Genomic DNA, 22,623 nt, shown 5'->3' with positions numbered 1-22,623 from the left:
TCGCCCGGGGCGCCTGGGCAAGCTTGTTGGTGATCGTCACGCTGGGCGGGGTCGCGCTGGCCGCCGCGGGCTTCATCCAGAGCCCGCCCGGCCTCGGCGCGGGTGAGCTGCGCACCAAGTGGGACGTCGGGGCGTGCCACCGGCTCGACCAGCCGGTGGAGACCTCGTGGGCGTTCCTCACCGACACCAAACCGGTGGTGCCGTGCGACAGCGAGCACACCACCGAGACCTACCTGGTGGTGGAGCTGCCCGCCGACCTGGCCGCGCAGCCGGAGCGGCCCAGCCCGGTGCTGCTGCAGAAGGAAGGACCCCCGCTGTGCGGCGGCGACGTGCTGAACGCCTACGTGGGCGCCGACGAGCGCGACGCCGTCCGCGACCTCACGACCGTCGCCTTCTTCCCGACCGAGGAGGAGTGGCGCGGCGGCGAGCGGCGGATGCGGTGCGACGTGATGAACGTGCCCCGTGGGCAGCTGACGCCGGTGACGGTGTCGTTCCCCATCAAGGACTCCCTGAAGACCCCGGACGGGTCCCGTTTCCGCACCTGCCGTCTCGACGGCAGCGAGGTGACGTGCGACCAGCCGCACAACCGCGAGCTGGTCAACCCGTGGCTGCTGTTCGGCCCGGACCAGGTGGAGAAGGGCCGGGACTTCATGGTCGGCGTGGCGCACCAGCTGTGCGGCCCCGAAGCGGAGGCCTACCTGGGCGCGCCGCCGGCGTCGCGACCGGACCTCACGGTCGTGGTCGAGGTGCCCGGCGATCCGTCGATCCGGCAGGACAGCCGGGTGGGCCGGTGCTGGCTGGCGCCGTCGGATCCGGCGGTGACCCTGGACCGGAGTGTCCGCGCCTACGCCGAGGGGGCGAGCGCGTGACCGCCGTGCGGCGCACCTGGTCCTGGCTCGCCGAGCCGGGACGGCGCATCCCCGTGGTCTCCACCGCGCTGGGCGTGCTGTGGACCGCGATCATGCTGGCCCGCCTGTTCGTCGGCGGCGCGGTCGGGCTGGCGGACAACTTCGACGGTCACCGCCTGATGTGCCAGCTCCAGGTCGCCGCCGTGCCCAACGGCCACGACACCTGGGCCTACCTGAACCCGGTGTACGACACCCACGTCTGGTACGGCGAAGCGTGCAGCGCGGGTGGCACCGGCGAGCCGTACCTGAGCAGCCAGTGGTACTTCCTGTGGCTGGCGAAGCTGCTCACCCCGGTGTTCGGCTTCGACCACGCGCTCGACCTGCGCGTGCTCGGGGTGGTCGTGTCGGTGTTCTTCGGCCTGGCCATCGGGCTGATCTGCGCCGCGCTCCCGCTCCCGGTGTGGGTGCGGGTGCTGGTGGTGTCCCTGATCGGCCTGTTCACCGCCGACTCCACGATCGCCCCCTACTTCGTCTCGCCGCTGAGCGAGCCGGCCGCGCTCATCGGGATGCTGCTGATCGTCGCCGCGCTGCTCCGCCTGTTGCGCCGGAACTTCGTGACCGTCGCCGACCTGCTGCTGGTGTCAGCCGCGGTGTTGTGGACGGTGATGGCGAAGACCCAGACGATCACCATGTTCGCCGGGGTGCTGCCCGCCATGCTGGTCCGGCCGGTGCGCTTCCCGTGGCTGGAGAAACTGCGCAGGACGCGCCGCGAACTCGGCCCGGAACCGCCGCGCGGGCTGGGGCGGCGGGCGCTGGTGGGTGCGCTGCGGCGGGCACCCGCGGTCGTGATCTGCGGGTTGCTCGTGTTCGGGTGTGTCCAGTTCGCGAGCTCGCAGTCGCGGTGGCTCACCGAGATCTACCACTTCCACCAGGTGTTCGGGACGATCCTGCCCCTGGGGTCGGACCCGCGGCAGGACCTGCGGGACCTCGGCGTGGACGAGAGCCTGGCCCGGTACGACGGCGAGTCGATCCTGGCGCTGTCCGGGCCGGGAGAGGTGCCGCAGGGCTACCGCGAGTTCCTCGACGACATGAGCATGACCAGGATCGTCGAGTTCTACGCCACCCATCCGGCGCGGATCTTCGCGGTGCTCGACCGCGGGCTGGACGCGGTGACGCAAGCCCGGCCCGGCTACCTCGGCAACTACCTGCCGGACAGCGAAAAACCAGCCTACAGCCAGGAAAACCGGGTGTTCGCCGGGGGAGCGCTGTTCACCCTGTTCCGGCCGGTCCGCTGGGTGGTGTTCCCCGTGCTGTGGCTGGGTTCGCTCGCGCTCGGCGCGTGGCTCGCCCTGCACCGGCGGCTCGGCGCGGCGGGCCGGAGCATCGGCTGGCTGCTCGTGGCGCTCTCGCTCAACACCGTGGCGCAGCTGGCGTCCGTCCTGCTGTCGGACGGGCTCAACGACATCGTCAAGCACTCGGTCTTCGTGGTCTACGGCACGTTCCTGTTGTTCCCCGCGCTGGTGGCGGCGTTCGGCGCGATCGACAAGATCGGCCGGCCCGACCAGTTCCTGCCCGGCCAGAAGCTGCCGAACACCGGCGTGCCGTGGCCCTGGCAGCGCAAGCGCGCGCGGCAGGTCACGAGCGCCGTGCGGGGCGGCGAACGGGAACGGGAACTGGAACCGGTGTGAGCGGGGGTTCCGGAGGGGAGGTTCGGTGAGCACAGCCGTCGCGAGGCCGAGGATCGGGTGGAAACCGCGGATCTACGGCGCCCTCGGGAGCACCTGCCTCACGCTCGGCTTCGTCGCCCTGCTGTTCGTGGTCTACCAGCTGTACGTCGTGCCGGCCCGCACCGGCGCGGAACAACGCACGCTGGAGCAGGAACTGATCCAGCAGTGGGAGCAGCCGGACCCGTCCGGTCTGCCCGCGCCGGTGGTCGGCAACCCGTGGGACGCGGCGGTGCCGGCCCAGGGGCAGCCCCTGGTGCGGTTGTCCATCCCGCGGCTGGGCGCGCGCTGGGTGGTCGTGGAGGGTGTGACACTGGCCGATCTGCGGCGCGGTCCGGGCCACTATCCCGGCACCGCTTTTCCCGGCCAGCCGGGCAACTTCGCCGTGGCCGGGCACCGCGCGCCGCGCGTGTTCTGGGATCTGGACCGGATCGCCGCGGGCGACGCGATCCAGGTTCAGGCCGGCGCGACCGAGTACACCTACACGGTCACCGGCACCGAGATCGTCCGGCCCGATGACGTCGGCGTGATCGCGCCGGTGCCCGGTGATCCGGGCGCGCAGCCGGTCGAACCGGTTCTCACGCTGACGACATGCAACCCGAAGTGGGCCAGCTACCAGCGGCTGATCGTCCACGCGAGCCTGTCCGGCGTCCGGACCGTGCCGATCGAGGCGGGCTGAGCCGGGTGTCCACACGCGACACCTCCTCCGATCGGACGAGGCGCCGCACGGAGTTCCGCAGGTGCACGGCACCACGGTGGGGCGACCGGACACCGGGCGCGTCATGTCGGCGTGAGTTCGTCCCGTCTTGTCTACGCGGGCGGTTCCGCTCGCACCGTCTCGATCGGATTGGAGCTTTTGCGATGGAGGAGGAGACGTGACGCGACCACGACAATGGTGGAAGTCGTCCATGGTGCGCCGGGCCGGCGCGGTGGCCGGGGTGGCGGCGGTCGTCGCGGCGACCGGCGCGTCGTTCGCGATGGCCACCACCCCCGGGTCGCCCGGCACGCCACAGGCGCCGACGACGATCTACGCCGAGAACTTCCAGAACCGCCCGGCCGCGACTCCGATCGTCCGGCTGAACCAGTACACCGGGGCCAGCGGCCAGCGATACACCGCCGACGCGCCGTGGCTGCGGCAGTGCAACGGCTGGATCGCCTCGTCGGCCCAGCCGGTGGCGCCCACCGCCCAGGTCAACGACTGCGGGAACCAGGGAACCTGGAACGCGGTGCAGCAGATGGCCTACGCGCTGGGCGTCTACACCGGCATCGCCCCGGGCAGCAACTACGCGGTGTCGGCCATGACCTCGGGCAACCCGGGTGCTCCGCACGTCGAGTTCAAGACCGCCTCGAACATCCCGTTCAGCGGCAGCAACCGGTTCGTCACGTTCAGCGTGGACGTCGCGGCGATCAACTGCTTCGCCAACCACCCGCTGCTGCAGTTCTCGTTGCTCGACGGGGCGGGGACGGCGATCCCGGTCGGTTCCCAGATCGACGGCTGCAGCGCGTCACGGACGATCAACGTGCCCCAGATCGGTTCGGCGCCGGCCAAATCGGCCACTGTCGGCACCTACACGTCGAACGGCGCGGTGCTGGTCAACGGCAGCTCGATCGGCGTGCAGATGGTCAACAACCAGCCCAGCGGCACCGGCAACGACCACGCCTTCGACAACATCAAGATCCTGGACGTGACGCCGCAGCTGGACAAGTCGTTCAGCCCGGTGGAGGTGAACACCGGCGGGACGTCGACGCTGACGTTCACCATCACCAACACCAGCGAGCTGGCGGCGAAGAACGGCTGGTCGTTCACCGACGCGCTGCCCGCCGGGCTGACGGTGGCAGGCGCCGGGACGACGAACTGCCCGAGCGGTGCGGTGACCGCGGCGGCCGGCGCCACGTCGGTCAGCGTGACCGGCAACCTGACCGCGGGGATGGCGTCGTGCACCGTGAGCGTGCCGGTGACCTCCGGCACGGCAGGCAGCTACACCAACGGTCCCGGCAACATGTCGCTGGTGGGGCTCAACCCGCCCGCGAACACGACGGTCACGTTCGTGGAGCCGGACCCGAGCGCCGACCTGGCGCTGAGCAAGACCGCACCGCAGGACGAGGTGCAGCCCGGCGACCGCATCACCTACACGCTCACGGTGATGAACCTCGGCCCGGCGGAGTCCTCCGGTCACACCGTGACCGACCCGATCCCGGCCGGCCTGGTCGACGTGCAGGTGCCCGCAAGCTGCTCGATCGGCTCGGACAGCGTGATCACCTGCACCGGTGGCCCGCTGGCCGCCGGTGACTCGGTGAGCTACGAGATCTCCGGCACGGTGGACGCGGTCAACGGGGACGGGGCGGCGAAGTACCTGACCAACGCCGCCCAGGTCACCGGGAACGACCCGGACAGCGACCCGGGCAACAACACCGGTTCCAAGACGGTGCGGGTCGTGCCGGTGGTGAGCCTCGCCATCGGTGGTCTCGGCGCCCTGGCCGGCGCCGGCGCGTGGTTCCTGCGCCGGCGGTCGACCCTCAACTGACAGGGGAGGAGGCGGCTCGTCGCCCGGCGGCGAGCCGCCTTCACCGGCTACGGCCGGAAATTCGCGGCCTTCGGTCCACAGTCGATGACGACCTTCCCGTGCACGTGCCGCCCCGCCTGGAGCTCGACCGCGGCGCGGATCTGCTCGACCGGGAAGGTCGCCGCGATCGGCACCCGGAGCCGGCCCGCCGCGACCAGGCCGGCGATCTCCTCGAGGGCGCCCTGGGGCGCGTTGGCGCCGTTCGCCGGCGTGATCCCGTCGATCTGGGCGGCGATGGTGGTGATGCGTGCGTCGGGCACGCCGAGTTCGCGTGCCGCCTGCGCGGTGTCCGTCCCGTGCAGGTCCATGGCCGCGGTGACCCCGGCCGGAGCCAGCGCCCGGACCCGGTCGACCAGGCCGTCGCCATAGGTCACCGGCTCGGCCCCCAGGGCTCGCAGGGCCTCGGCCGAGGACGCCGACCCCGTCCCGATCACCCGCGCACCCGCTCGGCGCGCGAGCTGGACAGCGAACACGCCGACCCCGCCTCCCGCGCCGCCGACGAGCACCGTGTCACCCGGGCCGGGGCCGACCACGGCCAGCGCCGCGGCCGCCGTCCGGCCCGCGATGGCGAGGGTGGCGGCGGTGCGGTCGTCGACGCCCTCCGGGGTGCGGTGCGCCTCGCCGCCCACCGCGATGGTCCCCGCCTCGTCCACGACGACGTGGTCGGCGACCGCGCGGGACAGGGCGCCGCCGAACACCCGGTCGCCGACGGCGAACTCGCGCACGCCGTCGCCGACCTGGTCCACGACCCCGGCGTAGTCGGTGCCGAACCCGCACGGCAGGCTCAAGCCGAATCGCGCCGCGGTCTCCGCGTCCGAGGTCATGAACCAGTCCATCGGGTTCAGGCCGGCCGCGGCGACCCGCACGCGGATCTGTCCCGGACCGGCCACCGGCACGGGCACCTCGCGGACGGTCAGGGCCTCCGGTCCGCCGAACGACTCGAACTGAACCGCCCGGCTCGTCGTCACCGGTGTGGTGACGTTCGGTTCTGCCATGCTCACCTGTCTCCTGTCGCGGCTCAGCAAGCGGACTATGCTCCGTTTCAACACCAGGCTAGCACAAGTGGAGCGTGATCCGTTTTGGCCGCCGAGGAGACCCGCAGACCGCGCGCGGACGCGGCCCGCAACCGGCAGCAGCTGCTGGAGGTCGCGACCCGCTTGTTCGCCTCGTCGGAGACCGAGCCGTCGATGCGCGCGATCGCGAGTGCGGCTGGGGTCGGCATCGCCACGCTCTACCGGCACTTCCCGACCCGGGAGTCGCTGGTCGACGCGGTCTACCGGGACCAGGTCACGCGGCTCACCTCCGGTGCCCGTGAGCTGCTCGCCGAACTCGACCCGCCCGCGGCGCTGCGACGCTGGATGGACCTGTTCGGGGAGTGGATCGCCACCAAGAACGGGATGCTCGACACGCTGCTCGCGATGATCGAATCGGGGGAGATCGGGCACGCCCACACCCGGACCGAGCTCCTCGGGGCCATCGACGAGATCCTGGACGCCGGTCGCGCGAGCGGGCAACTCCGTGGCGACGTCCCCGCCGAAGACATCGCCGCCGCGCTGATCGGCATCTTCACCGTGGCCGGTTCGCCCGGGCACAAGGCGATGGCAGACCGGCTGCTGAACCTCCTGATGGACGGGCTCCGGCCTTCTTCTCGGCGGCGTTGATCCGCGTGCGGATCCCTAGTTCCGGAACTCGAACGTCCAGTGCGCACGCGGTCCCGGCCCGACCACCAGTTCGGAGTTGCCGATCCGCTCCACGTGGCGGTGATTCACCGCCTTGCTGAGCGAGAACTCGACACTGCGCAACCCGATTTCGGCCAGTGGCACGACATCCAGCCGGATCGTGGTGCCGCCGCGCGTGGCGACCGTGCCGTGCGGGGTGGTCCGGACCGCGAAACCGCCGGCCCGCAGCAGTGGCACCGTGTCGGCGTGGTCGCCCGCGGTGATCCCGATCCGGATCGCGGTGACTTCGCGCATCAGGTGGCCGGCGTAGTCGTCCGGCAGGACGCGTTCCCGTCCCACGTCGCCCGGGTACGAGGCCGGCTCGGTGTTGCTCCGCGGGTCGGCGAAGAACTCCGGCCGGTACTCCATGCCCCACGCGCCGAAGGCGTCGTAGCTGGTGATGCCGCTGGTGAAGACCACGTCGAACCACGGGACCGGGACGCCGTCGCCGAAGTCGCGCGTCTGCAGGGACAGGACCGGTCCGTCGCCCAGTGTCCGCAGCCGCTCGGCCGCGGCCCCCAGGTCGCCGTCCCGCTCGGCCGACACCGCCAGCCCGCCTGCGCCGAGGACACCGTTCTGGCCGGCCAGGTCGCCGACCCCGAACAGCTCCAGGTACGTTTCCCGGCCCAGCACGTAACGGGCGGTCCACGTCTGCCCACCGCCGGTGGTGGTCCGGACCTGAAAGTTGGCGAATTCGCGCAGGAACTGCGAATGCTCGACCGCGTCCGCCGTTTCGCGGTCGATCACCCCGTACGCGTGGTTGAAGTACAGCAACTGCCTGTCCCCGGCGGCGGTCGCCGTGGCGCCGGCGGTTCCGGCGAATCCCACGACCATCGCACAAAGCATGCTGAGAATTCTTCGATGTCTCCCCATGCCGACGACAGTAGAACCGTTTTGCCGGAATCGTTCCGGCCGTCACCCGTTTCGCGCAGTACCGGTCCGGTCCTCGAACAGGGCGGCCAGGCTCTGCGGGACGCTGTCGCCGAAAACGCTTTCCAGGAGGGCGCTCTCGTCGGGTGGGTTGGCGGCCCGCGTGAACATCGCCTGTTCGTACTCGGCCAGTGCGGTTTCGGCGTCGTCGTGGGCGGCCAGGGCTTGGGCGAGTTCGGCGCCGTCCAGCATGGCCAGGTTCGCGCCTTCGCCGTTGGGTGCGGCGAGGTGCGCGGCGTCGCCGACGAGCGTCGCTCCCGGCACGCGCTCCCAGCGGTGCCCGGTGGGCAGGGTGTGGTGCGGGCGCAGGACCGGGGCGGTGTCGCTGTCGGTGATCAGCGCGGTCAGTTCCGGCGCCCAGCCGTCGAACTCCCGCGCGATCCGCGCGGTGGCCGCCGCGGGGTCGGCGAAGTCCACGGCGGCGAACCAGTCCAGCGGCCGGGTGAGTTCGAGGTAGCCGTGCAGGGTGTCGCCGCGCTCGCGGTGGGCGAAGATCGCCGCGTCGGGGGTGGGGCCGTGCGCGATCATCGATCCGCCGCCGACCGCCTTCGCCGTGGCGGGGTGCCGCGTGTCGGCGTCGAACAGGTACGTCTCGACGAACGCGGTGCCGGTGTACTCGGGTGTGGCGCCGGTCAGCAGCGGCCGGACCCGGGACCACGCGCCGTCGGCGCCGACCAGCAGGTCCGTGACGACGATGCGGCCGTCGGTGAAGGTCACCTCGTGCCGCCCGTCGCCGAGGGTGCGGGCGCCGCTCGCCTTGTGTCCCCAGTGGACGGTGCCGGCTGGCAGCGCGTCGAGCAGCATCCGGCGCAGCTCACCGCGCTGCACCTCGGGGCGGCCGCCGGTGCCGTCGTCGGACTTCTCGAACAGCACGGCGCCGGTCCGGTCGAGGATCCGCATCGCCTGGCGGCCCTCCAGCACGAGACCGCGGAACTCCGCCATCAGGCCGGCGGCCTGCACCGCGAGCTGACCGTTGTAGTCGTGGATGTCGAGCATCCCGCCCTGCGTGCGCGCCATCGGCGACGGCTCCGCCTCGTAGACCTCGGCCGGGATGCCGTGGACGTGCAGCACGCGGGCGAGGATGAGCCCGCCGAGGCCGGCGCCGATGATCGTGACTGGGCTGCGCATCGGGAACTTCCTCCAGTGTCGGGAACGTCGTCGTCGGCGACACTGGCGGGGTTCGCTGGCACCGGGCGCACAGCACGCTGACAGCGGGCGCACAGCACGCTGGCAGCGGCGCGTCCGCTCAGCCGGCGGACCGGCGGATGAGCAGGACGTTGTCGGTGACCGTCGCGGTCTGTCCGTCGGGCCCGGTCGCTTCGCGCTGGGGGCGGTCGGCCCGCTCGACGATCCAGGTGGCGGGCAGCCCGAGTTCGGCGTGCACTTCGGCGGGACTGGGGATGTGGGTGCCCTGGTCCTGGTTCCAGGACCAGGGGGCGATGGACCCGTGGTCGACGACGAGGAGCCGGCCACCTGGGCGCAGGGCCTGAGCGGCGGCGCGCAGGATCGCGGCCCGGGGCAGGGCGAAGGGCGTGTGGAAGTACTGCGCCGAGACGAGGTCGAAGGAGCCGTCCGGGAAGGTGTGCGCCAGGTCGTGCCGCTCGGCGGTCACGAGGTCGCCGAGGCCGGCTTGCTGGGCGAGCCGGAGGATCTGCGCGACGGCCGTTGGGGAGATGTCCACCGCCGTGACCCGCCATCCGCGGCGGGCCAGCCACATCGTGTCCCCGCCCGCGCCGCATCCGAGGTCGAGTGCGGCGCCGGCGGGCAGATCCGCCGCCACCTCGGCGAGGCGTGGATTGACCCGCGAGCCCCAGAGTGCGGTGTCCTGGCGGCGGTCCCGGTAGAGGTTCTCCCAGAAGTACTCGGGGTGCTGGCTGAGATCGTGGGTCATGGCGTTCTCCCAACTGGCTTGAAAATGAGTCTCATTGCAGAATAGGCTCCGCGGGTGACCAAGAGGGGGAGCCGCCGCGATGGACAGCGCCGAGTTCTACGACCGGACCGGTGAGTACGTGGCGGTCCTGCTGCCACAGGCGTGGCGTGAGCCGGGGCCCGCGCTGGCAGAGGCGCTGGCCGGGCTGAATCCGGCGACCGGGGTCCTGGTCGATGTCGGGGCCGGCACGGGGATCGGGACAACGATGCTGGCGGCCGCGTTTCCGGGCGCGGAGATCGTGGCGATCGAGCCGCATCCCGGTCTGCGCACGGCGCTGCTCGCGCGGATCGTGGACGACGAGGATCTCGCGCAGCGTGTCATGGTGCCGGCTGCCGACGTGCTGACCGCGCGCGTGCCGGACCGGGTCGCCGGGCTGATCGCGAGCCGGACGCTTGTCCTACCTCCGCGCTGCCTCCGCCGAACCGGCCGGGCCGGACGCCGTCACCTGGCACATGTCCTACACGGTGTCCGACGGCGATCGCCAGGTCGCCCAGCTGAAGGCGTCGGACCACTGGCACGTCTTCACGCCCGGGCAGATGGCCGACGAACTCGCCCCGGCCGGCCTGCGGGCGGAACCGGCGGAGGGGTCGCACGGCCTGCACGTCATTACGCGCCGATGACTCCGTAACCCGTGCCCCGGAGCGTGGCGGAGGTGGTCGGCGCGGTGGACCTCGCCACCTCGCCCGCGCACTCGTCGGCCTGACGTGCCGGTTCGTCGCCGCGGGCCGCGGCTACGAGGTGACCTGCCTGCACGTCAACACCGCCGTTGACGGCCGCTCGGAGCCGCGCTCCAGTGCGGCTGTCCACTTCGAACTCCCGGCCCCCCTTGTGATCAGGCTCGCACGACATCGTTGAAAACGATTGTCGATGTCGGTTATGCTCCGTCCGTCCCCGCCACTGACCGATCGGCCCCCACTCGTGCTCGTTCGCCCGCGTCCACCCGTCGCGCTGGATCGTCGCCTGCGTGCGTCCGTCCACCGCTCCCGCCTCGCGTCGCGGATCACCGTCAGCGCCCTCGTCGTGGCGATCCTGCTGCTGGTCGCCGTGTCCGGGGCGGTCGGCACGGTCGACGTCGGGGTCGCCGACGCGGCCCGGATCGTGGTAGGGCACCTGCTGCCGGGCATGCCGTGGATGTCCGACGGCAGCCTGACCCCGCTGCAGGACCAGGCGGTGTGGCAGTTCCGCCTGCCCCGCGCGCTGCTGGCCGCGCTGTCCGGCGCCGGGCTCGCGCTGGCCGGGGCGATCATGCAGGTGATCGTGCGCAACCCGCTCGCCGAGCCCTACCTGCTCGGCGTGTCCTCCGGCGCCGGGGTGGGCGCGGTTCTCGTCATCACGCTCGGGTCGGCGGCGGTCGGCGGGCTGCCGCTCGGGGCCGCGGCCTTCGCCGGCGCGCTGGTGGCGAGCCTGGCCGTGGCGCTCACCGCGCGGCACCGCGGCATCCTGTCGCCGACGCGGATGATCCTCTCCGGCGTGGCCCTGGGCTCCCTGTTCAGCGCCGTCACGAGCTACCTGACGCTGACCACCGAGGCGCAGAACGTGTTCAGCGTCCTGTTCTTCCTGCTGGGCAGCGTGTCCGCCGCGTCGATGAGCTCACTGGCCGTTCCCGCGGTGGCGTTCGTGGCCGCGTGCCTCGTCGTCGGGTTGCGCACCCGGGCGATGAACGCGCTGCTCAGCGGCGACGAATCAGCCACCGCCCTCGGGGTGGACGTGAACCGGCTGCGCGCGGTCCTGCTGGTCACCGCGGCGCTGTTGACCGGCTCGATCGTGTCGGTCAGCGGCGGGATCGGCTTCGTCGGCCTGGTGGTCCCGCACGTGGCCCGGATCGTCGTCGGCGCCGACCACCGGCGGATGCTGCCGGTCGCGGTGCTCGGCGGCGCCGCGTTCCTGATGCTCGCCGACCTGCTCTCGCGCACGGTCGCCGCGCCGGCCGAGGTGCCGATCGGCATCCTCACCGCGGTGGTGGGGGCGCCGTTCTTCCTGTGGCTGATGCGCCGGGACACGGCGGCGCGGGCGGGACTCGACCGATGAGGGTGCGCTTCGACCACGTCGGTGTCAGCCTGGCGGGCCGCGCCGTGCTGCGCGACGTCAACCTGGAGGTGCCCTCCGGCCGGTTCCTCGGGCTGGTGGGCCCCAACGGCAGCGGCAAGTCGACGCTGCTGCGCACGCTCTACCGCGCGGTCGCGCCGGAGTCCGGCCGGGTGCTGCTCGGCGAGAAGGACGTGTGGCGCACCGGCCGCCGCGAGGTCGCCAGGACGGTGGCGGTCATGACCCAGGAGACCTCCACCGAGTTCGACATGACGGTCCTGGACGTCGTCCTGCTGTCCCGGGTGCCGTTCCAGCGCGGGTTCGGCCGCGACACCGACGCCGACCTGGACCTGGCGTGGACCGCGCTGGACACGGTGGGCGCCACGGACCTCGCCGACCGGCCCATCGGCCGGCTCTCCGGCGGGCAGCGCCAGCGGGTGATGCTCGCCCGCGCCCTCGCCGCCGACACCCCGGTGCTGGTCCTCGACGAGCCGACCAACCACCTCGACATCGCCTTCCAGCTGGAGCTCATGCGCCTGGCGGCCGGCCTCGGCCGCACGGTCATCGCGGCGCTGCACGACCTCAACCTCGCCGCCACCCACTGCGACGAGATCGCCGTCCTCGACGCCGGCCGCCTCGTCGCCGCCGGGCCGCCCGCCGAGGCCCTCGCCCCGCGGGTGGTCGAGGAGGTCTTCCACGTCGGGGTCACGCGCCTGACCCACCCGGGCACCGGCGGCCCGGTCCTGGTTTTCGACCATCCACACCGGACTGGTCCCCGCCCCGGTACGAACAGAGATGAGATCCATGCCTAGAACCGCCCCCCTGATCGCGCTCGCCCTCGGCGCCACCCTGCTCGCCGGGTGCGGCTCCGCGGTCACCCCGAACGCCTCGCCGGACACCGCCCAGGCGGTGACGATCACCAACTGCGATCGGCAGATCAGCGTGCCGTCGACCCCGGCCGCGGCCGTCGGGCTGAGCCCGTCGCAGACCGAGCTGCTGCTGCGGCTGGGGCTGGCGGACAAGCTCGTCGGGCAGGCGCAGACGGACACCGCGCCGCTTCCCGCCGACGTCGCCGCCCAGGCCGCCGCCGTGCCGGTGCTCAGCGAGTCCGGGCCGCCGAGCCGGGAACAGCTGCTCAACGTCAAACCGGACTTCGTGTTCTCCCCGACGATGTACGAGTTCACCGCCGAGCAGGGTTTCGCCGGCCTGGACCAGCTCGCGCAGGCCGGCGTGACCGCCTACATCGCCACCGGCGGCTGCGCCCAGCGGCGCATGACCGGCACCGTCGAGGACATCTTCACCGACCTGGACAACCTCGGCCGGATCTTCGCCGTGCCCGACCGCGCCGGCACCCTGATCGCGCAGAGCCGCGCCAGCCTGTCCGAAGTGGACGCCGCGATCGCCGGCCGCGCGAAGCCCACCGTGGCCCAGGTGTACTTGGAGGGCACCACGGTGACCGCGATCGGCGCCGGCATCGAGTACGACATCATCCGCCGGGCCGGCGGGAACAACGTGTTCTCCCCGCAGGACCCGCGGTTCGCCAAGTTCTTCGCCGCCCAGATCACCCCGGAGGCGCTCGCCGCGGCCGACCCGCAGGCGATCGTGTTCGCCGTCAACTCGCCCGAGCACGAGCAGGCCACCCGCGACTACCTGACCCGCACGTTCCCGAACGTGACCGCGGTGCGGGAGGGCCGGCTGATCGCGATCGACGCCGCCGACACCTACCCAGGCACCCTCGGCAACGTCTCGGTGGTGCGCGAAATCGCCCAGCAGCTGCACCCGGGCGCCTTCGCGTCGTGATCCACCGCGGGCTGCTGCACCTGGCGGGGGTCGTCGCCGGACCGGTGGCGCTGCTGGCGGCGCTGGCCGTGCTGGTGTCGGCCGCCCACGTCGCCGCGGCCGTGCTGACCGCCGCCGTCCTCGCCGACCTGACCGGCGGGGACGTCGCGGCGGTGCCGGCCACCCTCGCGGTGCTGGCCGGGGTGGTCGCCGTGCGGGCGGTGCTGGTGTGGGCGCGCGAGGTCGCCGCCGCGCGGTTCGGCATCGCGATCCGCACCCGGCTGCGGGCCACCCTGCTGCGCCGCATCGCCGAGCTGGGCCCGGCGTGGGCGCAGGGGGAGCGGGCCGGTGCGGTCGCGCACACGGTCGTCGACGGGGTGGAAGCCCTGGACGCCTACTACAGCCGCTACCTGCCCCAGCTCCTGGTTACCTGCGTCGTCCCGGCCGCGGTCACCGGGTGGCTGTTCACGGTGTCGGCGCCCGCCGCCGCTGTCTTGGCCGTGGCGGTGCTGTGCGCGGTGGCGGTGCCCCGGTTCTGGGACGCCCGGCTGATGCGCACCGGACGCACCCGGTGGCGGGCCTACGAGCAGCTCGCCGCCGGTTATCTGGAAGCGACCAGGGCGATCGCGGTGCTGCGGATGTTCGGCGCGGGGCGGCGCACCGGCGACCTCCTCGCCGCGCGCGGCGCGGACCTGCACCGGTCCACCATGTCGCAGCTGCGGGTGTCACTGGTGGAGGCCGGTGTCAGCGCGCTCGCGCTGCACCTGGGCACCGCCGCCACCATCGTCGTCGCCTGCGCCGGGGTGCTCGGCGGCGCGGCGCCCGCGGGTTCGGTGCTGCTGTTCCTGCTGTGCGCCAGGGAATGCTTCCGGCCCGTGCTGGACCTGTCCGCGCACTGGCACCTCGGGTACCAGGGGCTGGGCGCGGCCGCCGGGCTGGAGGAGATCCGCACGGCGCGACCGGCCGTCGCCGACACCGGAACCCGCACCGAACCGGCCCGCCCGGGCGCCGGAGTGCGGCTGCGCGAGGTCACCTACCGCTACCCGAACGGCGCCGGTGTGCACGAGGTGAGCTTCGACTGCGCGCCGGGGAGCACCACGGGGATCGCAGGCCCGTCCGGGGCGGGCAAAAGCACGCTGGCGCGGCTCCTCGTCCGGCACGCCGATCCCCAGCACGGCCGCATCGAGCTGGACGGCACCCCGCTGACCGGTTACACCCTCGCCGCGCTGCGGGCGAGCATCGCCGTCGTCGGCCAGCACACCTACCTCTTCCACGGGACCGTGGAGGAGAACCTCCGGCTCGCCCGGCCCGGCGCCACCACGGCGGAGGTCCGCACGGCCGCTCACGTCGCCGACGCGCTGGGGTTCATCGAGGCGCTGCCCGACGGGTTCGCCACGGTGCTCACCGAGAACGGGGCGCGGCTCTCCGGCGGGCAGCGGCAGCGGCTGGCCATCGCCCGCGCCGTGCTGGCCCGGACCCCGGTGCTGCTGCTCGACGAAGCGACCTCGGCGCTGGACGTCGACACCGAGCACCGCGTCCTGACCCGCCTCGCGCGACACTGCCCGGACGTCACCCGGATCGTGATCGCCCACCGGGAAACCGCGTTGCGCGACGCCACCACTCTGGTCACGATCGAAGCCGGCCGCGTCGCCAGTGTCGCCGGGGTCGCGGCGTGAGCGGCCCGCTCCGGCGGCTGCTGCCGGTCATCGCCGAGCAGAAGGCCGCCTTCGCCTGGACACTGGCGGCCAACGCCGTCGTCCAGCTCGGCACGCTGTCGCTGGCGGTGGCCGGCACCTGGCTCGCCGGCCGGACCGCCGCCACCGGCTCGGCGCCGCTGACGGCCGTGGCGTTCGTCCTGTTCGGACTCGCGGTGCTGACCGCCGCGATGACCTGGCGCGAATCCTGGGTCTCCCACGACCTGGCCTACCGGTTGATCGCCACCCTGCGCGCCCGCGTGTTCGGCGCCTTCCGCGTCAGCCTGCCCGACCGCGCGAAACCGCGGCGGAGCGGGGACCTCGTGTCGGTCGCGTTCGCCGACCTCGACCGGCTGGAATGGCTCTACGCCCACACCGCCGCCCAGGCGCTCACCTGTGCGGTGCTGATCGCCGCCACCACGACCCTGTCGTTGCTCGTCACCCCGTGGCTGCTGCTGGTGTGGGTGCCGCTGGTCGCCGTGACCGCGGCGCTGCCGTGGCTGACCGGCCGGGTGGCCACCCGGCAAGGCGCGGAGCTGACCGGTGCGGTCGCGGCGCTGAACGCCGAGCTCGTGGACACCGTCCACGGGCTCGGCGAGCTCACCGCGGCCGGGGCGCTGGAACGGCGGCTCCGCGCGCTCGGGCGGCTCACCGGCACCCTGGCCGCCGTGCAGGCCAGGATCGGCTTCCGGGCCGGGGTGGAACGCGCGGTGCACGACGCGACGGCCGCACTCGCCGGGATCGGCGCCCTCGCCGTGTGCGCGGCCAACCTCGCCACGGTCGGCCGTCCACTCGCGCCGGTCGCGACGGTCCTCGCCGTGGCGGCTATCGGGCCGCTGGCCCAGATCTCCGACCTGCTGCGCAACCTCGGCACCCTGCGGGCCGCGGCGACGCGGATCACCGGCGTCCTGGACCGGCCGCCTGCCGTGGACGAACCCCGGTCGCCTCAGGCGTTGCCGGCGCGCGAGCACGCGACCGGATTGGTGTTCGACGCCGTCACCTTCGGGTACGGCGACGGGCCGCCCGTGCTGCGCGAGGTGTCGTTCGCCGTGCGGCCCGGGGAACGCGTCGCGCTCACCGGCCCCTCCGGCGCGGGCAAGACCACGTGCGCGCTGCTCGCCGTCCGCATGTGGGACCCCGACGGCGGTCGCATCACGCTGGACGGGGTTGCGCTGACCGACCTGGCCGACGACGACCTGCGCGACGCGATCAGCATCGTGCCCCAGGAGCCGGGACTGCTGGCCGGCACGATCGCGACGAACATCCGGCTCGGCCGCCCCTCGGCCGCCGACCACGAGGTGGCGGAAGCGGCGCGACAGGCGGGAATCCTCGACCCCCGGGCCGGCCTGCCGGACGGCCTGGACACCCCGGTCGGCGAGGCCGGGGCCGGGCTGTCCGGCGGGCAGCGGGCCCGCGTCGCGGTCGCCCGCGCGCTGCTGATGAACCCGCGCATCCTCGTCCTCGACGAGGCGACGGCCAACCTCGACCCCGACGCCGACGAGGCCATCACCACCGCACTCGCCGCCACCGGGGAGGACATCGGCATCCTCGTCATCGCCCACCGCCCGGCCACGCTGGCGCGCTGTGACCGCACGATCCGCTTGCCCTGACTCAGCGCGCCCCGGCGATCCGGTCCGGCAGCCGGGCCGCCAGGTGGTCGATCAGCTCGCTGACCCGGCGGGGCACGTGGACGTCGTCGGCGAGGAGGGCGTAGATGTCGGCCGGCGGGGTGGGGACTCCGGGCAGCACGCGGACGAGCTCGCCACTGTCCAAATACGACCGGACCTGCCACTCCGAGCGCATGATCACCCCGTGCCCCTGCAGCGCCCAGTCGGTGACGACGTCCCCGTCGTTGCTCGACAGGCGGCCACGCACCCGCACCTGCCTCGGCCTGCCCGCGGTGCCGAACCGCCACAGGTCGAAGTCCCCTTCGTTCTCGCGCAGCACGATGCAGTCGTGGTCGGCCAGGTCCTCGACCCGTTCGGGCATGCCCTTGCGGTCCAAGTAGGACGGTGCGGCGCAGGGCACCCGGCGGTTGCGGGCCAGCCGCCGCATCCGCAGTGTCGAATCCGGCGGGGTGCCGACGTGGACGGCCATGTCGAACTCGCGCCGGTGCGGGCGCAGCGGCAGCGCCGTGGTGTGCAGCCGGACGTTCAGCTGGGGGTGCCGGGCGGTGAACTCGCCGAGCAGGGGCGCCACGTGCGCGCGTCCGAGCCCGAGGGTGGCCTGGACCACGACCGAGCCGCGCAGGTCGGCCGAGCGGTGCGTGATCAGGTCGTCGAGCTCGCGGACCTGGTCGAGGATCGTCTCCAGGCGGGCGGCGTAGAGCTCGCCCTCGGAGGTCAGCACCAGCCGGCGCGTGCCGCGGTGCACCAGGCGCGCGTCGAGCCGTTGTTCCAGCGCCCGCAGGCGTTTGCTGACCGCGGGCAGCGAAGACCCGAGCTCGCGCGCGGCGGCGGTGAGCGTCTCGCTCGCGGCGACCACGTGGAAGAAGCGGAGATCGTCGATCGAGCTCATCCGCGCCCCTTTCTTTCCCTGAGCGAAAGGATAGGTTGCCCGGAGAGCTCTTGTCGTGGGGTGCGGCGCCGATCAAGGTGAAGGGCCCGAGCACAAGGAGCCTGCCGTGTCCCACCGTTACCGCATCGCCGTCATCCCGGGGGATGGCATCGGACGTGAGGTCATGCCCGAGGGCCTGCGGTGCCTGCGCGCCGCCGCCCGCGCCCACGGCTTCGGCCTCGACGTCACCGAGTTCGATTTCGCCAGCGCCGATTACTGGGTGCGCCACGGCGAAATGCTGCCGCCGGACTGGCGGGAAGTGCTCGGCGGCTTCGACGCGATCTTCTTCGGCGCCGTGGGCTGGCCCGACGTCGTGCCCGACCACGTGTCGCTGTGGGGGAGCCTCCTGCGGTTCCGGCGCGGGTTCGACCAGTACGTCAACCTCCGGCCGGTCCGGCTGCTGCGCGGGGTGCGCAGCCCGCTGCGGGACCACGGACCGGGCGACATCGACTTCGTCGTGGTCCGGGAGAACACCGAGGGCGAGTACTCCAGCATCGGCGGCCGGATCTTCGAGGGCACCGACCGCGAAACGGTGGTGCAGGAGACCGTGATGACCCGCACCGGGGTGGACCGGGTGCTGCGGTACGCGTTCGACCTGGCCGCCGCGCGCCCGCGCAAGCACCTGACCTGGGCGACCAAGAGCAACGGCATCTCCATCACCATGCCCTACTGGGACGAGCGCGCGACAGCGATGGCTGGGCGGTACCCGGACGTGACCGCGGACTCCGACCACATCGACATCCTCACCGCCAAGTTCGTCCTGCGGCCCCAGGACTACGACGTCGTGGTGGCCAGCAACCTGTTCGGCGACATCCTGTCCGACCTCGGCCCGGCGTGCGCCGGGACGATCGGCATCGCGCCCAGCGCCAACATCAACCCCGACCGCACCTGGCCCAGCCTGTTCGAGCCGGTGCACGGCTCGGCCCCGGACATCGCGGGGCGCGGGATCGCCAACCCGGTCGGGCAGATCTGGAGCGGCGCGATGATGCTCGACCACCTGGGGGAGCCGGACGCGGCAGCGCAGGTCGTCGCCGCGATCGAGACCGTGCTCGACGAGCGGCCGGAGGTGCGCACTCCCGATCTCGGCGGCTCCGGGACGACCGAGAAACTCGGCGCGGCGATAGCCGACGAGATCACAGCGGCGGTGATGTCATGACCCGGCCGGTCACCGATCCGGTCGGCCTGGAGGTCCGCTGGGACCGGCTGGCCGCCGCGACCGACGAGGCAGCCTCCACCATGCTGCGCACGGCGTTCTCCACCATCATCCGCGAGTCCAACGACTACACCGTCGTGGTGATGGACCGCCGCGGGCGCACCATGGCGGAGTCGCGCGCCGGGATCCCCGGTTTCGCGGCCCTCATGAGCTCCCTGACCGGGCTGGTCCTGGACCGGTTCCCGGCCGGGGACTGGCAGGACGGCGACTGCGTCATCACGAACGACCCGTGGATCGCGACCGGGCACCTGCCCGACATCGCCATGATCACCCCGATCTTCCACCGGGGCGCGCTCGTCGGTTTCGCCGGCACCGCCGCGCATTCCCCCGACATCGGCGGCACACCGACGATGGGCGCCACCGAGCTGATCTCGGAGGGCATCCTGATCCCGCCGCTGCGGCTGTTCCGGGCCGGCCGCGTCGAGCAGGGGGTCAAGGACCTGCTGCTCGCCAACGTGCGGCTGCCCGGCGCGTTGTGGGGCGACCTCGAAGCCCAGGCCGCCGCGCACGCGGTGTGCCGTCGGCGCGCTCAGGAGTTCCTCGCCGACTTCGATGAACCGGACTTCGAGCGGTTCGCCGCCGAGGTGCACGCGCTGGCCGACACCGCGCTGCGGACGGCCATCCGTGAGCTGCCGGACGGCGTGTACCGGGCGGGCGTGGACGCCGACGGCGTCGAGGGGCACCCGACGCACATCGAGTGCGCCGTCATCGTGAGCGGGGACCGGATCGCGATCGACTACACCGGGACCTCGGCCCAGGTGCCGTTCTCGACCAACTCGACCCTGAACTACACCCGCGCCTACTCGGTGTACCCGCTGAAGATCCTCCTCGACCCGGCCACCCGCACGAACTGGGGCTCCTACCGGGCGATCAGCGTGACCGCACCGGAGGGCACGATCGTCAACCCCACGTTCCCGGCGCCCGTCGTCGCGCGCCACCTGACCGGCCACCTGCTCTCGTGCGCGATCTATCAGGCGCTCGCGCCGGTGCTGCCGGACCGGGTCGTCGCCGACAGCGGGGGCGCGCCCGCCCTGCGCGTCCGGTTCGCCGGTGTCGACGACGACGGCCGTCCCTTCGCGCAGATGCTGTTCGCCAACGCCGGCATGGGCGCCTCGCAGGACAAGGACGGCCTGTCCACGACCGCCTTCCCGACCAACTCCGGCAGCGGCAGCGTCGAGGCGCTCGAAGCGACGTCCCCGCTGCGGTTCGTGCGCAAGGAGCTGCGCGCGGGCTCGGGTGGCCGGGGACGGCGCCGCGGCGGGCTGGGACAGGACATCGAGGTGCACAACCCGACCCGCCGCCCGGTGCAGATGGTGCTGCTCGGCGACCGCGAGCGGCACCCGGCCCTCGGGCTCGCCGGCGGGGAGCCGGGCGCGACCGCGCACGCGGTGCTGGACACCGGGGAACGCGTGCCGCTGAAGTCGGTGTCCCAGCTGGCCCCCGGCGCGTCGGTGCTCATCTCGTTCCCGGGCGGCGGCGGGTTCGGCCCGCCGGAGGACCGCGAGCCGCACCTGGCCGAAGCCGACGAACTCGGCGGCTACACCACCGCCGACGCGCGAGAGGAGACCCGTCGATGAGCCGCACGGCCCGGATCGGCGTGGACGTCGGCGGGACGTTCACCGACCTGCTCCTGCACGACCCGGCGCGCGACCTGACGTGGCCCGGCAAACTGCCCACCACCCCGTACGCGCCCAACGAGGCGATCACCGCGGGCATCGCCCGCCTGCTGGCCGAGACCGGCACCCCGGCCGGCGACGTGGCCGGGGTGGTGCACGGCACCACGCTGGTGACCAACACGCTGCTGGAACGCACCGGCGCCGTCGTCGGGCTGCTCACCACTCGCGGTTTCCGCGACACCCTGGAGATGGGCCGGGAGATCCGGTTCGACACCACCGACCTGCACGCCCGCCCGGCTCGTCCGCTGGTCCCGCGGCACCTGAGCCGCGGGGTGGCGGGCCGCATCGCGGCCGACGGCGCCGAGCTGGAGCCGCTGGACGAGGACGAGGTGCTCGCGCGGGTGCGGGAGTTCCGCGCGCAGGGGGTCGAGGCGGTGGCGGTGGCGCTGCTGCACTCCTACCGCGACGACAAGCACGAACGGCGGGTCCGGGAGCTGCTCGCGCGCGCCCACCCGGACGTGCCGGTCACCCTGTCCAGCGCGGTCGCGCCGGTGATCGGCGAGTACGAGCGGGCGAGCACCGCCTGCCTCAACGCCTACGTGCAACCGCTGATGGCGCGCTACCTCGACGCGCTGCGGGACGACCTGCTGGCGATGGGCGTCGACGCGCCGCTGCACATCATGCTCTCCGGCGGCGGGGTCACGACGCTCGACGACGCGAAGGAGTTCCCCGTCCGCCTGCTGGAATCCGGGCCGGCGGCGGGCGCGATCGCCGCCGCGGCCGTGGCCCGCCGGCTCGGTGAACCGGACGCGCTGTCGTTCGACATGGGCGGCACGACGGCCAAGATCGCGATCGTCAGCGGCGGCCGGGTGCGCCGCAAGCACGACTTCGAGGCCGGGCGGGTAGACAAGTTCAAGCCGGGTTCGGGACTGCCGGTCCGGCTGACCGTCGCCGACATGATCGAGATCGGCTCGGGCGGCGGGTCGATCGCCGCCCCGGACCCGCTGGGGCTGCTCAAGGTCGGGCCGCGCAGCGCCGGGTCCGTGCCGGGGCCCGTGGCCTACGGCCGGGGCGGCGAGCACCCGACGGTCACCGACGCCGATCTCCTGCTCGGCTACCTCGACCCGGCCACCTTCCTCGGCGGGGAGATGCGGCTGCGCACCGCCGAGGCCGGCAAGGCGGTGGACCGGGACGTGGCCGGGCCGCTCGGTCTCGACCGGACCGGCGCGGCGGCCGGCATCGTCGAGGTGGCCACGGCGAGCATGGCCGCCGCGGCGCGGATGCACCTGTCCGAGCACGGCCGCGACCCGGCCGGGTTCGCGCTCATCGCGTTCGGCGGGGCGGGCCCGGTGCACGCCTACGGCCTGGCCAAGCAGCTGAAGATCGGCCGGATCATCGTGCCGATGCGGGCCGGCGTCATGTCCGCCTACGGGTTCCTCGTCGCCGCGCCCACGGTGGACCAGGTGCGCAGCCTGCCCTCGCCCCTGGCCGAGGTCGAGTGGGGCCGGGTCGACGGCCTCTACGACGAGATGTCCGCGCACGCCACCGCGGTGCTGCGCCCGGAACACCCGGAGCTGGTCCGCTTCCGGCGGTCGGCGGACATGCGGTACGTGGGGCAGGGGTTCGACATCGAGGTCGGGCTGCCCGGGGCGGATCTCACCCGGATCGACGCCGGACGCCTGCACCGCGATTTCGAGGAGACCTACCGCGCGACGTTCGGGCGCTGCCTGGACGGCCCGGTGGAGGTCGTCAACTGGCGGCTGACGGCGCGGCTGCCCGGGCACGACGTGGTGCTGCGCTGCGACCCGGTCCCGGGTGAGTCTCGCCGCGGGGAGCGCGAGGTGTGGATTCCCGGGCACGGCCGGCTGCGGGCGGGCGTCTGGGACCGGTACCGCCTGCGGCCGGGCACCGAGATCGCCGGGCCCGCGGTGTTCGAGGAGCGCGAGTCGTCGTGTTGCTTCGGACCGGAGTGCCGCATCCGGGTGGACGCCGACCTGACGCTCCTCGTCGACGTCGGCCAGTGATC

At 73.1% G+C, this 22,623-nt stretch carries 19 protein-coding genes; 14 read left to right on the top strand and 5 right to left on the bottom strand.

From position 1 onward, the window contains the following. Positions 1 to 29 precede the first annotated feature (29 nt). The 4 genes from L2C96_RS14995 to L2C96_RS45065 all read left to right on the top strand — a co-directional run bounded on the left by L2C96_RS14995 (position 30) and on the right by L2C96_RS45065 (position 5,097). Positions 30 to 869, top strand: coding sequence for a septum formation family protein (locus L2C96_RS14995; protein ID WP_237336565.1), 840 nt, complete (start codon positions 30 to 32; stop codon positions 867 to 869). Next, a complete protein-coding gene (gene wsfD, locus L2C96_RS14990) occupies positions 866 to 2,536 on the top strand; it encodes a glycan biosynthesis hexose transferase WsfD (RefSeq protein ID WP_237336564.1) in 1,671 nt (556 codons plus the stop codon). The genes L2C96_RS14995 and wsfD overlap by 4 nt, the downstream gene beginning before the upstream one ends. 25 nt (positions 2,537 to 2,561) lie before the next feature. Beyond that, positions 2,562 to 3,251 (top strand): class E sortase, encoded by a 690-nt coding sequence (locus L2C96_RS14985; RefSeq protein WP_237336563.1) that lies wholly within the window; start codon positions 2,562 to 2,564, stop codon positions 3,249 to 3,251. Positions 3,252 to 3,447: 196 nt separating this feature from the next. Further along, entirely contained in the window at positions 3,448 to 5,097 is a 1,650-nt protein-coding gene (locus tag L2C96_RS45065; RefSeq protein ID WP_237336562.1) for a DUF7933 domain-containing protein, read from the top strand. A 47-nt stretch (positions 5,098 to 5,144) separates the two neighbouring features. Here L2C96_RS45065 and L2C96_RS14975 read toward each other — a convergent pair whose 3' ends face one another. Further along, positions 5,145 to 6,131: an NADP-dependent oxidoreductase gene (locus L2C96_RS14975; RefSeq protein WP_237336561.1), complete on the bottom strand. Its 987-nt coding sequence runs from the start codon at positions 6,129 to 6,131 to the stop codon at positions 5,145 to 5,147. 84 nt (positions 6,132 to 6,215) lie between these two features. Here L2C96_RS14975 and L2C96_RS14970 point away from each other — a divergent pair, with 84 nt between their 5' ends. Then, a complete protein-coding gene (locus tag L2C96_RS14970; protein WP_237336560.1) occupies positions 6,216 to 6,797 on the top strand; it encodes a TetR/AcrR family transcriptional regulator in 582 nt (193 codons plus the stop codon). 15 nt (positions 6,798 to 6,812) lie between these two features. On the opposite strand, the gene L2C96_RS14965 is transcribed toward L2C96_RS14970, so the two are convergent. From L2C96_RS14965 to L2C96_RS14955, 3 genes are all read right to left on the bottom strand, one after another. Continuing rightward, positions 6,813 to 7,688: a DUF5829 family protein gene (locus L2C96_RS14965; RefSeq protein ID WP_237336559.1), complete on the bottom strand. Its 876-nt coding sequence runs from the start codon at positions 7,686 to 7,688 to the stop codon at positions 6,813 to 6,815. 81 nt (positions 7,689 to 7,769) lie between these two features. Further along, entirely contained in the window at positions 7,770 to 8,912 is a 1,143-nt protein-coding gene (locus L2C96_RS14960) for an FAD-dependent oxidoreductase (protein WP_237336558.1), read from the bottom strand. A 118-nt stretch (positions 8,913 to 9,030) separates the two neighbouring features. Then, positions 9,031 to 9,675, bottom strand: a complete 645-nt coding sequence (locus tag L2C96_RS14955; protein ID WP_237336557.1) for a class I SAM-dependent methyltransferase — start codon at positions 9,673 to 9,675, stop codon at positions 9,031 to 9,033. Positions 9,676 to 10,106: 431 nt separating this feature from the next. On the opposite strand from L2C96_RS14955, the gene L2C96_RS14950 reads away from it, so the two are divergent. From L2C96_RS14950 to L2C96_RS14925, 6 genes are all read left to right on the top strand, one after another. After that, positions 10,107 to 10,334 (top strand): hypothetical protein, encoded by a 228-nt coding sequence (locus L2C96_RS14950; protein ID WP_237336556.1) that lies wholly within the window; start codon positions 10,107 to 10,109, stop codon positions 10,332 to 10,334. 298 nt (positions 10,335 to 10,632) lie between these two features. Beyond that, positions 10,633 to 11,742 carry a FecCD family ABC transporter permease gene (locus L2C96_RS14945; protein ID WP_237336555.1) on the top strand — a complete coding sequence of 370 codons (1,110 nt, stop codon included), beginning with the start codon at positions 10,633 to 10,635 and terminating at the stop codon, positions 11,740 to 11,742. Next, positions 11,739 to 12,551: an ABC transporter ATP-binding protein gene (locus tag L2C96_RS14940; protein ID WP_237336554.1), complete on the top strand. Its 813-nt coding sequence runs from the start codon at positions 11,739 to 11,741 to the stop codon at positions 12,549 to 12,551. The genes L2C96_RS14945 and L2C96_RS14940 overlap by 4 nt, the downstream gene beginning before the upstream one ends. Continuing rightward, positions 12,544 to 13,539, top strand: coding sequence for an ABC transporter substrate-binding protein (locus L2C96_RS14935; RefSeq protein WP_237336553.1), 996 nt, complete (start codon positions 12,544 to 12,546; stop codon positions 13,537 to 13,539). The genes L2C96_RS14940 and L2C96_RS14935 overlap by 8 nt, the downstream gene beginning before the upstream one ends. Then, positions 13,536 to 15,194, top strand: coding sequence for an ABC transporter ATP-binding protein/permease (locus L2C96_RS14930; protein WP_237336552.1), 1,659 nt, complete (start codon positions 13,536 to 13,538; stop codon positions 15,192 to 15,194). Before L2C96_RS14935 ends, L2C96_RS14930 begins: the two co-directional genes overlap by 4 nt. Beyond that, entirely contained in the window at positions 15,191 to 16,822 is a 1,632-nt protein-coding gene (locus L2C96_RS14925; protein ID WP_237336551.1) for an ABC transporter ATP-binding protein, read from the top strand. The genes L2C96_RS14930 and L2C96_RS14925 overlap by 4 nt, the downstream gene beginning before the upstream one ends. Before the next feature lies 1 nt (position 16,823). On the opposite strand, the gene L2C96_RS14920 is transcribed toward L2C96_RS14925, so the two are convergent. Beyond that, the gene (locus L2C96_RS14920; protein ID WP_237336550.1) at positions 16,824 to 17,729 is read right to left on the bottom strand and encodes a LysR family transcriptional regulator; all 906 of its coding nucleotides are present in this window, start codon (positions 17,727 to 17,729) and stop codon (positions 16,824 to 16,826) included. A 106-nt stretch (positions 17,730 to 17,835) separates the two neighbouring features. Between L2C96_RS14920 and L2C96_RS14915 the strand changes: the two genes are divergently transcribed. Genes L2C96_RS14915 through L2C96_RS14905 form a run of 3 tightly spaced genes read left to right on the top strand, consistent with a single transcriptional unit; the run spans position 17,836 to position 22,621 of the window. Further along, a complete protein-coding gene (locus tag L2C96_RS14915) occupies positions 17,836 to 18,924 on the top strand; it encodes a tartrate dehydrogenase (protein WP_308191152.1) in 1,089 nt (362 codons plus the stop codon). Next, complete coding sequence (locus L2C96_RS14910; RefSeq protein WP_237336549.1) at positions 18,921 to 20,558, top strand: hydantoinase B/oxoprolinase family protein; 1,638 nt, start codon at positions 18,921 to 18,923, stop codon at positions 20,556 to 20,558. Before L2C96_RS14915 ends, L2C96_RS14910 begins: the two co-directional genes overlap by 4 nt. After that, entirely contained in the window at positions 20,555 to 22,621 is a 2,067-nt protein-coding gene (locus L2C96_RS14905) for a hydantoinase/oxoprolinase family protein (RefSeq protein WP_237336548.1), read from the top strand. Before L2C96_RS14910 ends, L2C96_RS14905 begins: the two co-directional genes overlap by 4 nt. Positions 22,622 to 22,623: the final 2 nt, after the last annotated feature.

It is taken from the genome of Amycolatopsis tucumanensis (genome assembly GCF_021654135.1).
Classification (GTDB): domain Bacteria; phylum Actinomycetota; class Actinomycetes; order Mycobacteriales; family Pseudonocardiaceae; genus Amycolatopsis_E; species Amycolatopsis_E tucumanensis.
Note: the sequence above shows the minus strand (reverse complement) of the source record. Positions and strands in the feature narration are given on the sequence as shown.

Excerpts from the sequence above, each read along its gene's own strand:
- L2C96_RS14975 (WP_237336561.1), bottom strand. The coding sequence starts at position 6,131 with ATGGCAGAACCGAACGTCACCACACCGGTGACGACGAGCCGGGCGGTT.
- L2C96_RS14955 (WP_237336557.1), bottom strand. The coding sequence starts at position 9,675 with ATGACCCACGATCTCAGCCAGCACCCCGAGTACTTCTGGGAGAACCTC.
- L2C96_RS14920 (WP_237336550.1), bottom strand. The coding sequence starts at position 17,729 with ATGAGCTCGATCGACGATCTCCGCTTCTTCCACGTGGTCGCCGCGAGC.
- L2C96_RS14905 (WP_237336548.1), top strand. The coding sequence starts at position 20,555 with ATGAGCCGCACGGCCCGGATCGGCGTGGACGTCGGCGGGACGTTCACC.
- L2C96_RS14935 (WP_237336553.1), top strand. The coding sequence starts at position 12,544 with ATGCCTAGAACCGCCCCCCTGATCGCGCTCGCCCTCGGCGCCACCCTG.
- L2C96_RS14960 (WP_237336558.1), bottom strand. The coding sequence starts at position 8,912 with ATGCGCAGCCCAGTCACGATCATCGGCGCCGGCCTCGGCGGGCTCATC.
- L2C96_RS14940 (WP_237336554.1), top strand. The coding sequence starts at position 11,739 with ATGAGGGTGCGCTTCGACCACGTCGGTGTCAGCCTGGCGGGCCGCGCC.
- L2C96_RS14965 (WP_237336559.1), bottom strand. The coding sequence starts at position 7,688 with ATGGTCGTGGGATTCGCCGGAACCGCCGGCGCCACGGCGACCGCCGCC.
- L2C96_RS14910 (WP_237336549.1), top strand. The coding sequence starts at position 18,921 with ATGACCCGGCCGGTCACCGATCCGGTCGGCCTGGAGGTCCGCTGGGAC.